The organism is Lactococcus nasutitermitis (assembly GCF_018403765.1).
Taxonomy (GTDB): domain Bacteria; phylum Bacillota; class Bacilli; order Lactobacillales; family Streptococcaceae; genus Lactococcus; species Lactococcus nasutitermitis.
Window position 1 is genome coordinate 110,896 of sequence record NZ_BOVQ01000005.1, and the last position, 12,747, is coordinate 123,642.

A 12,747-nucleotide genomic window follows, 5' to 3' on the forward strand; every position below is an offset into this window, starting at 1 on the left:
AAAGGAACTTTATGTTTGAAGAAATGATTGAACAGTTGAGAGATACCGTTCGGGCAACGGTTCTTGAAACGGTACAAGATGCAAATACTGAACAGTATCCCGAACTTTTAAACTATTCAATGCTTAAAAAAATGCTTGGAAAAATTGATGATGTAACTTTTGGATTTTATGAAAAAATGCTTGAACCTGCAAAATCTATTTGTGGTAGTGGTATTACTCGCAAAAGTTATAAATGGTCAAAGGAGTTGGTAATCAAAATTATCAATGATCCACGAAACTTACAATTACAGCGGAAAGGAAAATCAAAATGAGAAAACTAAAGTTAGTCAGCTTAACAGACGCGTTCAAAATCGCTGATTATGACCGATTAGAGCGCGAAAAAAACACCAAGGCACAAATGCTTAGTGATTTACAAAATGCTCGTCAGCGTGCAAGAGATGGCCACAATCAACCACGAGCGCAACCGAGTGAAGCCATCGTTCAATACGCAAAAGAGCAGTCTCTGAGTGAATGGTTCAACAGTTCGCCGTTTATCGGAGAAATAAAAAAAGCTCACACGGTAATGTGAGCTGGTAGAAAATTTTCCTAAAAATTCTACCTCTATTATAGCATAAAGGAGACATTATGAATAATACAATATTTGAACTCAAATCAAATTATGAGTTCTTGCAGGACCAAATGGAATCTGACCCAGAAAATGAAAACTTTGAGATGCTGAAAGATACTTTAGATTCTATTACTGATGAATTTGAAATCAAAGCAGAAAACACAGGCTATGTAATTAAAAATATTATGGCCAAAGCTAAAGCAAAACGTGAAGTAGCTAAACAATTACAGGCTGAAGCGCAGCTATTGGAAAAGCGAGCTTATTTACTGCTTGACCATATTGGTGAAGCAATGGAAAGTATGAGTATTTCAAAAATATCTGGTGTAGTTAACACTTTTAAAGTCAATAAATCACAGCGGGTTGTTGTTGATAACATTGAAGAAGTCCCTGAAGAACTTTGCTCAATCGTGGTCAAGCCAAACCTAACTAAAATTAAGAATTTAATGAAAATTGAAGGAACTGATGAATTTGACTATGCTCATATTGAAAAAATGAAAAGTATCGGATTGCAGGGTGTGACTTTTTCTGAAACAGCTAAGAAAGCGGTGGACAAATGAAAATAACTAAAGCGACTGACTTGAGTCGAACCAATAACTGGCGAATCTTAATTTATGGAAAAGCAGGACTTGGTAAAACTTCACAAATCAAACATTTAAAAGGGAATACCATTGTCTTATCTATGGATAATTCTCACAAGGTTCTTGAAGGAATTCCAAATGTTGATGTAAGAACCATTGATGATGAAGGAAGAATCTCATTTGATAGGGAGCATCCATCTGAAGATATTAATATCTTTTTGAAAGAAATTGATGAAGTCTTAAATCAATACGACAACTTAGTAATTGATAATATCTCAAGCCTACAGTCTGATTGGTTCATTGAACAAGGCCGAAAATCAAAAAATGGTATTAGTAACGAATTGCAACATTATTCTCAATGGACTAACTACTTTTTAAGAATACTAACAGCGATTTATAGCAAGCCAATCAATATCTATGTGACAGCTTGGGAAGATACGCATGAGTTGAATTTAGAAACTGGTCAAATCATTACACAGTATGTTCCACAAATAAGAACTTCCGTTTTAAACCAATTGCTAGGCCTGACAGATTTAGTTGGTCGAATCATCGTCAATTCAAAAACAGGTTCACGAGGTTTAATTCTTGAAGGTAGTGAGAGAACTTATGCCAAGAATCGACTAGATGATAGAACAGCTTGTAAGATTGAAGATTTATTTAACTTCGGAGGTGAAACGCCAGATGAAACTACGTGATTATCAAGAAGAATTAGTTGAATCAATTAAAAGCTCATTCTTAAAAGGTAATCGCTCAATCATTGTACAAAGTCCACCACGTTCTGGAAAAACAGTTGTGATGGCTGATATTTCCAAAGGGGCTACTGATAAGAAAAATCATGTTTTATTCTTTAGTCATCGAAAAGAAATTAATGACCAAGTTGTTAAAACTTTTGAGTTAAATCAGGTAAATATGGAATATGTCACGATTGGAAGTGTTCAGTCATTAGTTAGGAAAATTGATGAACTTCCACCACCTGAAATCATTCTGGTAGATGAAGCGCATCATATCAAAGCTAATAGTTATAAAAAAATACTGGAAGCTTTCCCTAATGCATTAAAGTTATTCTTTACTGGAACGCCTATTCGTTTGAATGGTCAAGGTTTTGAAGATATGGCTGATGATTTAATAACAGGAAAGTCTATCAAGTGGCTGCAAGAACACGGGAATATTGCCCCGTTCAAATACTATGCACCAAATATCATTGATACTTCACAGCTTAAAAAAACAAGTGGTGATTTTACACAAAAGTCAATGGATGAAGCTTTTAAAAGAGCGATTTATGGAGATGTTATTGCTCACTACAATAAACTATCCAAAGATAAGCAGGCCATCTGTTACGCTCACAATGTAGCAACTGCACAACATATTTCAGAGGAATTTAATCAAGCTGGAATAACTGCAGAAGTGGTTCATGGTAAAACTCCGAAATCTGAACGTGTAGCTATCATGAATAAATTTAGAGCTGGTGACATATTAGTTCTGATTAACGTTGAATTATTTACTGAAGGAGTTGATTTACCCGATGTGACGACTTGCATTATGTTAAGACCAACTCAGTCACTCAGTTTATTCTTACAATTTGCAATGAGACCATTGAATCCTAAAACTGGTAAAACAGCGATTCTGATTGACCACGTTGGAAATTATACAAGACATGGCTTACCTAATGAGGATAGAGAATGGATGCTCAGCGGTATTTCAAAAAAGCGTTCCGAGTATAATACAAAAGGAGAGCTAACTATCAAACAATGTGAAATATGTTTCGGATGTTTTGATAGTTCAAATACACGGGTTTGTCCATACTGTGGTCATGAGCCTGGATTAACTGAGCGAGAGCTTGAAAATATTAAAGAAATTGAACTTCAAGAAATAATAGAAGCAAAAGTTCAAAAATTAAAAACACGAGTGTCCACCTATATCAGTCCTGATATGTGTGAAAGTGTTGATGAACTCGTTGAATTTAAAAATCAACATAATTATAAAAATGGTTGGGTTTTCCAACAACAAAAATTGAGAGGGTGGCTTTAGCCACATGGTAATAAAAAATGTTTGAAATTGATTATGATAAAGCATCAGAATTTGGGAATATTGTAGATGGTGTTTATGAAGTAACTATTGAACACTCTATGGAAAAAACAACTCCAAATGGAGCTGATTATCTTGATATTCCGCTTCGTATTCGTACTGATTTTGACCAACATCATAAAAATAGTGTTATTTTCCATAAAATTTGGCAGAAGAAAGAAGATGGGAAATATCCTCAAGGCTCTATTATGAATCTTGCTAAACAAGCTGGAATTCCAAATGGTACAAAATTTAAGAGCCTAGACGACTATCTTGGCATGCTTGAAGGAAAAGCTTTAAAAGTTACAGTCAAAAATGAAACAAGCGAATCTAACGGTAAGACTTACGAAAACTTGAATGTTAAAAAAATGGAAACCAGTATGCTTGCCGCTCAAAGTGCTCCAGAAATTGATGATGACGATTTGCCTTTCTAACTATGGAAAATATAATGCTTGAGACAGCCTTGCGTTATAAGAAACTTGGGATATCAATACTTCCAGTTTCTCGTGATAAAAAGCCAATGATAGAATTTGCGGATCGTGAGCCACTGACAGAGGATGAAATCAAAGCTTTTTGGAAACAAAACCCTACAGCAAATTTAGCCATGAAGTGCGATAAATTCGTTGTGGTAGACGTTGATGTTCATAATGATATAAACGGCTATGAATACATTCAACCGCTGTTAGATGAAGAATGGTGGAAGCCTACATTATCACAAACAACGGCGAGTGGCGGGAAACAATACTTTTTCTTGAAACGTGAAGATATGGCCGTGACTCAACGCATTGGATTTCTAAAAGGAGTTGACATCAAGGCCCACGAAAACAATTATGTTGTGATTCCACCTAGCGTTACCAGAAAAGGACAGTACAAATGGGATAATCAGTTGCCAATTATTACTGCACCTAAAGAACTGATTCGAGAAATCATGAAAAATCGTGATAACTATACACATTATGATTTTTCGGGATTTACAACAAGTGGGAGCAGCAAAACTTCCCAATTATTTGAAACGATTGTTCATGGTTTAGGAGATAGTGGTGGCAGAAATGATGCTTTAGCTCGATTTATAGGAGGCTTGTTTTTAAGAAATGTGGATTTTGATGTGGTTTATCAATTAGCTAAACAAGCTAATTTTGCCACAAGTGATCCATTGGAAGATAAAGAGTTTGAAAGGACTTTTGAAAGTATGTTTAGGAAGGAGATGAGGCGAAGAAATGGAATTCGAAGCGATGAAGGCTGAATATAATGAATCAAAGAAAATTGTTAGCTTTCCTACCAATGAAATTACAAGTCTCAGAGATCTGAGAAATAATTTCAAAAGATTTAGAGAGTTTTATCTTGAAGATAACGATAAAGCCAAAAGTGTTCCTCCACTCGTTGTTGCGACAAAAATGCAAGAACACATGACAATTGTAAAAGTTAACGATCGTTTGTCTGTTTATAACATTGACAAGGGAATTTATGAAACACGAGCAGATTTCTTTCATAATGTAATTTTCTGGCTTGAGCCTAGTTTTTCGGAAGCAAAGTCAAATCAAGTCATCTTTCATCTTAAAAATATGGCGAAAGAAGTTGAAAGTACAGCAAGTCGTGATTTAGTACCTGTGAAAAATGGCATCTATAATAAGAAAATAAAAAAATTAGAGTCGTTTTCTAACCGATATGTTTTCACTTCAACGATTGAAACGGAATATATCGAAGAAATCGAAGCACCTAATATCAATGGTTGGAATGTGGACGATTGGTTACTTGATTTAATGAGTGGAGATGAAGACCTTGTTAAATTATTATGGCAAGTCATCTCAGCAAGTTTAAATGGTAACTACTCTTATCGTAAGTCTATCTGGTTTGTCGGTGAAGGAAATGATGGTAAAGGAACTTTACAACAATTAATCAGTAATTTAGTTGGATTGCAAAATGTAGCAAGTTTGAAAATCAATCAGTTTTCTGAACGCTTCACCCTCTCAATGATTGAAGGTAAGACTGTGATTATTGGTGACGATGTTCAAGCTGGATTATATATTGATGACAGTTCAAATTTTAATAGTGTAGTCACTGGTGAGCCTGTATTTGTCGAAGAAAAAGGAAAGCAACCTTATGTTTCGTTTTATAAAAAGACGGTCATTCAATCTACAAATGGATTGCCTAAAGTCAGAAATAAAACAAACGGAACCTATCGGCGTTTCTTAATTATTCCTTTTAGAAAAACATTTTCTGCTAAAGACGACAACTGGGCAATTAAAGATGATTACATTTTCCGTGAAGAAGTCCTTCAATACGTTTTAAAAAAAGCTATTGAATTAAACTTTGAACGATTTGATGAACCGCAAGCAACAAAAGTGATGATGCAGGAATTCAAAGAAAAGAACAACTCAATTATTGAATTTGTCAATGAGTGGTTTCCTCAATTTAAATCAAGTGTGCTGCCTGTTCGTTTCTTATGGTGGCTCTATCAAGAGTGGTGTAGAGATTCGGGTTATACATCTTTAGCTAAAAGACAGTTTGAATTAGAAGTCCCTAAACATGTATCTAATGAATGGGAAAAGAAAACAGTAAGACCAAAAGATTTTATGCCAAATGAAGATATTCCAAATTATTATATTGGTTTCCGTTGGGATAATGAAGATAAAGAAAAAACATCTAAATGTTTTGTAAAACTGTTACCGTAGTTACCGTTTGTTACCGTGCTAAAAAAGAATGGTAACACTAACAAACCCTTTATTTATCTATATTCTTATTACTTGTTACTCTTGTTTCTATTGAATATAAGAAATAGTAAATAAAAAGAATAAATATATAAATAAAAAGGAGTATGAAATGGCGGTAACAACAGTAACAAGGTAACACCCCTTTAAATAAAAGGAATAAAACTGTTACCGTAGTTACCGTACTAAACTTATGAAGTCAGAACATCAAGTCCAATCAGAAATAATGCTTGCAGTATCGCAAGCTGGAAATAAAATATTTCGTAGTAATGTCGGGAAAGTACAAACGATTGACGGTCGTTGGTTTGATACAGGATTACCAAAAGGTCATGCGGACTTGTATGGTTTTCGCCCAGACGGTCAAGTATTTTACATTGAAGTAAAAAACAATAAAGGTCGAGTGAGACCAGAGCAAAAATTATTTTTAGAAACAATGCGAAAAAATGGCGCACTTGCAGGAATTGCACGGAGCGTTGAAGATGCAATGGAGATTATAAATGGAAAAAAACACGGAAGCTGATGAATTAGCAGAATTAATATGTAAAAGTGGCAGATTCTCAATACATTGGCAAAGGGTCTTTATAAGTTTATTGGATTTAAACAAAGAAGAATTGTCCGAGATTATTGCCATTGCTGCAATGATGCAAAGTTTTAAGAAAAAATAATAATCACTAGGGTGTTGTAGCAAAGAACTTAATACAGTCGGTATGGTAATGAAGCCCTAGTGTAGGTACAGCACCGATAGCCCTTTAATTTTGAGGAGAATAAATGACAGAAAAACTAAAACGCCCAGAGCTGTTAAGAGTTTTGGGAACGAAAAAACAACTTGAGCAGTACATTGAACAAGCAGAGGATTACATGGATACGCTGGAAGAAGAAAATAAGCGGTTGAAATCTGAACAGTTAGTTATTGATTTGCCAGTTGTTCCGCAATTTGTGGCAGAATTTCTGGAAGAAAACGATGACTGTGACATCCAAGAGTTATTTGAAATTGAACATTTTGAACTTGATTCAAAAAACGTAGAAAAATCTCTCAACTGGCGGGAAAAGTTTCCAAATGAGTTTGCACTTGCTAAAGTAATTGGTTATGAGGTGAAAGAGAAGAAATATGAGCTTCAATTTCCAAGAATTGGAACATTTAATGACTATGCAAGCAATCTAAAGTCTTCTCTTGGATACGCAAGTGTGATTGAAGCTGGCTACACAGAAGCAGAAATCAAAGCGATTGACGAGCGCTACTTGGAGTTTGCGGTGGAGGTTAAAGATGAGTGAAAAAAATTTATCTGATTGGATTGAACGCCAACGAAAACGGTTTTCGTATGATTTAGAACAAGTAAAAAAGAATCCACACACGCTTAATTCGTTAATCGAAGAAGTAAGAATAGGAGGTATGTTGGAAGTATTAAACAGATTGTCGCATGATTTTTTATGACGATTTTCACGAGAAAATCAAGATGTTAGGAGAAAAGAAATGACGATTAAAATTTATAAAGTATCAGTTTCAGAAAGGATACAGGACGAGTTTGAAAGTTGGAGTGATTTTATTAAAAACGTAAAGTATAAGTCGGAAGAGGTAGAAATGGTAAGACTTGATGACCTGAACGAATTATTTGGCGAAATGGCGCCGTACGAAGAACCAGAACCAGAAGACGAAGGAAAATCATTCGATGACTTTGACGCTGGATTTGATAGTGGGTGGAAAGGTGCTATTGAAGACATACAGGAGGAGCTAGGACTATGAGCATACACGGAATTGAGCCGATTAGAATTTATCGTTATTCTGATATTGCAGGTAGAGACCTTTACACTCGTGAGCAGGTCAAAATGGCTGGGGCTGGAGTCCAGTAAAAACAGATATGATAGAGAGTTTCATAAATGGAAAATAAAACATTTTATATTCATGACGATAAAACAAATCAATATCTCATTCATTACGAACATAATGATAATTTCGGTTATCATGAGGGTTATGTGTGGGTTACTTGGTATGATTTTGAAGAAATGAAGAGATATACAGATGATTGGTATTTTTATGCTGATGACACAGAACTTTTAGAACGTTATGAAAAATTCGTGAAATTCTTTGATGACGAGAAAGACATTAAAATCCATAAGACAGGAGTAATTGAAATTGATTAAAACGAAACTACAAATTAAGCGAGAAGAAAAGGGGCTGACGGTTGGAGAGTTGGCACATACAATTGTTTATGTATTGGCTACTTCTAAAAATACTCCTGCTCCAAGAGTATATATATCTGACAGTGCCTTTTCAACATGGTATCGGTGGATTTATCAACTAGAAGAAGGAACCCACTCTAATAATTGGGGCGCAGCACAAAAGTTAGAAGATATTGCCAAAGCCCTCAACTGCGCCGTGGAGGACCTAACAGAGGATTAGAAAATGACCCCAAAAAGAAAAATCGTAATGAAAAGCAGTACAGACCTTGATTTTTATACCGCGGATGGTCCACGTTGTCCATATTGTGGATATAAAATTGAATTTGACGGAACAGAAGAATTTATGTTTGACGATGATAATGAAGAAGAATGTCCAGAATGTGAAGGGGTGTTTACATGGATAGCCAGCACTCCTACGGTTTATTTTGAGACAAACTTTCCAAACGATGTGGAGGATTTGATTGATGATTGAGACAGAAAAAGAAGAAATATATCGACAAACAAGAGATTTAGATGATTTGTTGAAAGATGGGAAAAAACTTGTTAAACAAGGCTACGCAGTAAATATCAAGCAATCTCCGTATTTTAGCTCTTACCAAATGAGAGCTAAACAGACGGAACGGGAACAGCCAAAATTGCAAATTCCGAAGAATATTGCGGAGGAACTGGATGAATTAGTTGAAGAATGTTATGACAGTGATTACATTCGCTCATATAGTGATGTTGGTGCTTATATGGACGCAATCACAGAAATCATTGATGAAGCTGGGGAACTTTATAAATTTATGTTTCCAAATAACGATGCCCTACTTGGTTGTTTGCATCGTAATTTAATTTATCTTTACTTGATTAACGCGGATTTAGTGGAGGTGGTGGAATAATGTTCAGAAAATGGAAAATTGGGGAAGAGGAGAGATTAAATGAATGAACGAGACAGACAAATGGCTTGACGAGCATATGGATTAGGAGAGTAGATGATAAAACCGATAATCGAAACTATTAAAGCTTATGGAACAAACGCTGAATATATAGTCTCTGAAAAAATTGTAGGCTACAAACGTATTTACCTTTATGGTGTCTCTAAGAAGAAAAAATTTAAAAAGAAAGTTGTAGGAAGAAAGAAATGATTTTAGACATTATCATTATTGGCTATATTGTGTTGATGATTATGAGTACATTAGCACGAATTATACTAATTGGAGAACATACAAAGCCTATCACGGCAAGTAACGTTATATTTAATCTTATTATTAACGCAACATTTATTGTTGCTTTGTGCTTTAAAGTATTTAATTGATTAAACCAAAAAGCCAGCTCTCGCTGACTGTTATAAGGATTATTGGTATATCTATTATAACATAGTTGGGAGCAGGAATGGGAAAGAGCAGGCAGTCTGATTTATTTGAGAGTACTTATGGAACAGAAGATATTACAACAAAGGATTGGCGCATCATCCGCTCAATGCTTCGTATCTTATTGAGACAAAGCGCAAACGCACGGCGTTCTAAAGAAGTGCAAGTGGCTTTAAATGAAATCACACGAGAAGCAGATAGAGATGTATTTATCAAATACTTTCTCAAAGGTCAAAGCATTATTAAGATTTCGCTTGAAGAATACTATGATGAATCTGTTGTACGTAGATATTTAAGGCGAGCGACGAAAGAATTTACTGCGGTTTATTGTGACGGACTGTTGGCTAAACCTTTTCAATAATAATGAAAACAACCCGTTTTATCAACGGGTTTTTGTGTACGCTAAAGTTATGGATAAAAAGAAACAAGTAATAGATGTTGCCACAAGAAAAGCAAGACATACATTCTACTGTTCAAGTGCATGGCGATGTGTGCGTAAGCAAGCGCTGGTACGAGATAACTATGAGTGTCAATGGTGTAAGGCAGAAGGACGAGTGACAACAGCACTACGTGCAACACTAGAGGTGGACCATATCAAGGAGCTGGAAGACTATCCAGAGTTTGCTTTACAGTTATCTAATCTGAGAACCTTGTGTCATGATTGCCATAATAAACGGCATCATCGAAGCAAAGAAAAGAAATTTGATGATGAATGTTTTGAATTTTAATTTGACTGTTCGGATTTTCTTATAAAAAAATAAAAAATAGACCCCCCACCCGAAAAAAGTGCCTATTTTTCTGGATTTACTCCAGACCGGTTGGGGTCAACTGACCAAAAATATACCTCATTTTTATGAAAGGAGCTGAAAATGGTAGCTAATCAATTAAAGAAGATTTTAGATGACAGGAAAATGAGTTTTTCAGACTTAAAAAAGTTACTGGAAGAAAAAGAAATTAAAGTAAATAATAGTCAACTTTCCTTATATGCCAACGGTAAACGGAATCCTAAAAATAAAAAAATGTGGTTGTATATTGCAGAAGCTTTGAATGTAGATTTGCAAGAAATTGTAACAGATATTCACGTTTATTTGCATATTATGGATGAAATATCTGAAAACGGTGCTGAAAAAAATACGCAAACTGAAAACGATAAAGTAGATAATTTTCTTTTTCAAGAATTGCTTTCATTGATTGATAAACAATCAGCTTCTGAATTAGAAAAGGTCAATCGCTATTGTGGACTTTCGGCAACTTTTGAGCAGTTGGGAGAAGAAATTGAAAAAGAAGGGGTTGTTGTTGAATTTGTTTCAGGAGATAGCGTTGCTAAAAAAACAAATCCAGCCATTGCTGAACAAGTACGAGTGAATGCTGCTTTAATAAAACTGGATGAATGGTTTGAAAGTAAGCGACAAATGCAAAAGGAAAACGCTGCTCAATCTGACAAAGATTGGAGTGAATTTACATGATTGCTCATGTCAAGGATTATATTGAAAGCTACGCTGCAGGCAAAATCAGCTTTAACCAGGAGCGGATTGAACTTGTCAACTATATTAAGCGTGAAGTAGAACCACGAGTTGCATCAGGCGAGATTTATTTTGATATGAAACAAATTGAGAGTTGTATTGGCTACATCGAAAAATGGTTTTTTGCACTTGATGATTTTCAAAAGTTCATTATTAGTTTTGTTTTTCTCTATTTCAAAGAAAATAAAAGAAATGTTTATAGAAAAATCTTGATTATGATTGCTCGTGGGAATGGGAAGAATGGACTACTTTCAGGAATTGGAAGCTACTTAACAACACCCATGCATGGTATTAGTAAGTATAATATTTCTATTGTCGCAAATAGCGAGGACCAGGCGAAAACAAGTTTTGATGAAATTTATGACACAATAGAAAGCCATGAAGAACTGGAAAAACTTTTTGGAAAGCCTAGAAAATCTGAAATTAAAAATATTCAAACCAAATCTCTATTTAAGTTTCGTACCTCAAATGGCAATACAAAAGATGGACTGCGCGATGGGGCGGTTATTTTTGACGAAATCCATCAATATGAAAGCAACAAAGATGTGAAAGTCCATATTTCTGGACTTGGAAAACGTCCTAACCCGCGAGAGTTTTATATCGGGACGGATGGATATGTTCGTGATGGCTTTATTGACCAAATGAAAGAGTTGGCCAAGCGCGTATTGAAAGGGGAAGCCAAGTGGAATGCACTCTTCCCTTTTATTTGTAAATTGGATGACGTGAGCCAAGTAGATGATAAAACAAAGTGGGAATTGGCAAACCCGATGTTTTCTGCGCCTATGACAGAGTACGCCCAAGGGCTATTTGAAACGGTGAGCGAAGACTATGAAGATTTAGAAGATAACCCAAGCGGTCGTGATGAGTTTATGACTAAACGGATGAACTATCCTGTGACAGACACAGAAAGAAGTGTGGCCACTCACGAGGAACTTGTTGCGACAAAACGAGACTTTCCAGACTTACACGGTCGCATTGCAACAGGAGGTTTTGACTTTGCTTCTATTCGTGACTTTATTGCTGTTGGCGCATTATTCAAAATTGATGGCAATTATATTTTTAAAAGTCATAGTTTTGTGAGAAAAGGTTTTGTGGATGCCTTTTATGGTTATTCTAAGCCAAAAGAAGCTATCAATGGGAAACGACAATTTGCACCCATTAAGAAATGGGAGAAAGAGGGATTATTGACGGTTCTTGATGAGCCAAGTATGAACCCTCAACACGTTGTGGATTGGTTTGTGAGAATGCGTGATGAAGAAGGCTATGATTTTCAAACAATATGTGGGGATAATTTCCGGATGGATATTATTAAGCCACTTTTTGAAGCGGAAGGCTTTGAAGTCTCGTGGAATGATAAGTTTGAAGCCCCTTTAGGTTATCGTGTCGAAGTGATTCGAAATTTTAGAGCCATTGATGCGCTCTTGGCCCCTCGTATTGAAGATGCCTTTGCCAATCAAAAAGTTATCTTTGGGAATAATGATATGATGCGCTGGTACACTCAAAATGTCCTCAGACGGCTTAAAAGTGATGGCAATGTAGAATATGTCAAGAAAGAAGAAACACGCCGAAAAACAGACGGATTTAAGGCTTTTGAAGCTGCCATGTATAAAGCGGATGAATTAAACAATGAAGAGCTGACTGATTTTTATGATAATAATGCTTGGTTTTATGAATAAAGAGAAAAAATGCCCGTTTTTTGAGCATTTTTTTGTTTAAACTTAAGGAAACAAGATGAAA

22 protein-coding genes are annotated in these 12,747 nt (G+C 35.5%); all 22 read left to right on the forward strand.

Features of this window, described 5'->3' with window-relative positions; translation table 11 throughout:
- Positions 1–11: 11 nt before the first annotated feature.
- Positions 12–311 (forward strand): hypothetical protein, encoded by a 300-nt coding sequence (locus KJS36_RS06380; RefSeq protein WP_213535844.1) that lies wholly within the window; start codon positions 12–14, stop codon positions 309–311.
- Positions 308–568, forward strand: coding sequence for a hypothetical protein (locus KJS36_RS06385; RefSeq protein WP_213535846.1), 261 nt, complete (start codon positions 308–310; stop codon positions 566–568). Before KJS36_RS06380 ends, KJS36_RS06385 begins: the two co-directional genes overlap by 4 nt.
- 56 nt (positions 569–624) lie before the next feature.
- Complete coding sequence (locus KJS36_RS06390) at positions 625–1,164, forward strand: siphovirus Gp157 family protein (protein WP_213535847.1); 540 nt, start codon at positions 625–627, stop codon at positions 1,162–1,164.
- A complete protein-coding gene (locus KJS36_RS06395; RefSeq protein ID WP_213535848.1) occupies positions 1,161–1,880 on the forward strand; it encodes an AAA family ATPase in 720 nt (239 codons plus the stop codon). The genes KJS36_RS06390 and KJS36_RS06395 overlap by 4 nt, the downstream gene beginning before the upstream one ends.
- A complete protein-coding gene (locus tag KJS36_RS06400) occupies positions 1,867–3,213 on the forward strand; it encodes a DEAD/DEAH box helicase (protein ID WP_213535849.1) in 1,347 nt (448 codons plus the stop codon). The genes KJS36_RS06395 and KJS36_RS06400 overlap by 14 nt, the downstream gene beginning before the upstream one ends.
- A gap of 17 nt (positions 3,214–3,230) precedes the next feature.
- Positions 3,231–3,683, forward strand: coding sequence for a DUF669 domain-containing protein (locus tag KJS36_RS06405; protein ID WP_213535850.1), 453 nt, complete (start codon positions 3,231–3,233; stop codon positions 3,681–3,683).
- A gap of 14 nt (positions 3,684–3,697) precedes the next feature.
- Positions 3,698–4,492 carry a bifunctional DNA primase/polymerase gene (locus KJS36_RS06410; RefSeq protein WP_244842776.1) on the forward strand — a complete coding sequence of 265 codons (795 nt, stop codon included), beginning with the start codon at positions 3,698–3,700 and terminating at the stop codon, positions 4,490–4,492.
- A complete protein-coding gene (locus KJS36_RS06415; RefSeq protein WP_213535852.1) occupies positions 4,467–5,921 on the forward strand; it encodes a DNA primase family protein in 1,455 nt (484 codons plus the stop codon). The genes KJS36_RS06410 and KJS36_RS06415 overlap by 26 nt, the downstream gene beginning before the upstream one ends.
- Before the next feature lie 229 nt (positions 5,922–6,150).
- Positions 6,151–6,477 carry a VRR-NUC domain-containing protein gene (locus KJS36_RS06420; protein ID WP_213535854.1) on the forward strand — a complete coding sequence of 109 codons (327 nt, stop codon included), beginning with the start codon at positions 6,151–6,153 and terminating at the stop codon, positions 6,475–6,477.
- On the forward strand, positions 6,455–6,622 hold the full coding sequence (locus tag KJS36_RS06425; protein WP_213535856.1) for a hypothetical protein: 168 nt from the start codon (positions 6,455–6,457) through the stop codon (positions 6,620–6,622). The genes KJS36_RS06420 and KJS36_RS06425 overlap by 23 nt, the downstream gene beginning before the upstream one ends.
- A 103-nt stretch (positions 6,623–6,725) precedes the next feature.
- The gene (locus KJS36_RS06430) at positions 6,726–7,229 is read left to right on the forward strand and encodes a DUF1642 domain-containing protein (RefSeq protein ID WP_213535858.1); all 504 of its coding nucleotides are present in this window, start codon (positions 6,726–6,728) and stop codon (positions 7,227–7,229) included.
- Positions 7,222–7,389 carry a hypothetical protein gene (locus KJS36_RS06435; RefSeq protein WP_213535859.1) on the forward strand — a complete coding sequence of 56 codons (168 nt, stop codon included), beginning with the start codon at positions 7,222–7,224 and terminating at the stop codon, positions 7,387–7,389. The genes KJS36_RS06430 and KJS36_RS06435 overlap by 8 nt, the downstream gene beginning before the upstream one ends.
- A gap of 39 nt (positions 7,390–7,428) precedes the next feature.
- Positions 7,429–7,698, forward strand: a complete 270-nt coding sequence (locus KJS36_RS06440) for a hypothetical protein (protein ID WP_213535861.1) — start codon at positions 7,429–7,431, stop codon at positions 7,696–7,698.
- A gap of 134 nt (positions 7,699–7,832) precedes the next feature.
- Positions 7,833–8,096 (forward strand): hypothetical protein, encoded by a 264-nt coding sequence (locus KJS36_RS06445; protein WP_213535863.1) that lies wholly within the window; start codon positions 7,833–7,835, stop codon positions 8,094–8,096.
- The gene (locus KJS36_RS06450) at positions 8,089–8,355 is read left to right on the forward strand and encodes a hypothetical protein (RefSeq protein ID WP_213535864.1); all 267 of its coding nucleotides are present in this window, start codon (positions 8,089–8,091) and stop codon (positions 8,353–8,355) included. Before KJS36_RS06445 ends, KJS36_RS06450 begins: the two co-directional genes overlap by 8 nt.
- A gap of 3 nt (positions 8,356–8,358) precedes the next feature.
- Positions 8,359–8,607: a hypothetical protein gene (locus KJS36_RS06455; RefSeq protein WP_213535865.1), complete on the forward strand. Its 249-nt coding sequence runs from the start codon at positions 8,359–8,361 to the stop codon at positions 8,605–8,607.
- A complete protein-coding gene (locus KJS36_RS06460; RefSeq protein ID WP_213535866.1) occupies positions 8,600–9,016 on the forward strand; it encodes a hypothetical protein in 417 nt (138 codons plus the stop codon). The genes KJS36_RS06455 and KJS36_RS06460 overlap by 8 nt, the downstream gene beginning before the upstream one ends.
- 93 nt (positions 9,017–9,109) lie before the next feature.
- Complete coding sequence (locus tag KJS36_RS06465) at positions 9,110–9,262, forward strand: hypothetical protein (RefSeq protein WP_213535867.1); 153 nt, start codon at positions 9,110–9,112, stop codon at positions 9,260–9,262.
- 247 nt (positions 9,263–9,509) lie between these two features.
- Entirely contained in the window at positions 9,510–9,848 is a 339-nt protein-coding gene (locus tag KJS36_RS06470) for a hypothetical protein (protein WP_213535868.1), read from the forward strand.
- A gap of 49 nt (positions 9,849–9,897) precedes the next feature.
- Positions 9,898–10,215: an HNH endonuclease gene (locus KJS36_RS06475; protein WP_213536157.1), complete on the forward strand. Its 318-nt coding sequence runs from the start codon at positions 9,898–9,900 to the stop codon at positions 10,213–10,215.
- Between the two features lie 141 nt (positions 10,216–10,356).
- On the forward strand, positions 10,357–10,953 hold the full coding sequence (locus KJS36_RS06480) for a helix-turn-helix domain-containing protein (RefSeq protein WP_213535869.1): 597 nt from the start codon (positions 10,357–10,359) through the stop codon (positions 10,951–10,953).
- On the forward strand, positions 10,950–12,686 hold the full coding sequence (locus KJS36_RS06485; RefSeq protein WP_213535870.1) for a terminase TerL endonuclease subunit: 1,737 nt from the start codon (positions 10,950–10,952) through the stop codon (positions 12,684–12,686). Before KJS36_RS06480 ends, KJS36_RS06485 begins: the two co-directional genes overlap by 4 nt.
- The last annotated feature ends 61 nt before the right edge of the window (positions 12,687–12,747 follow it).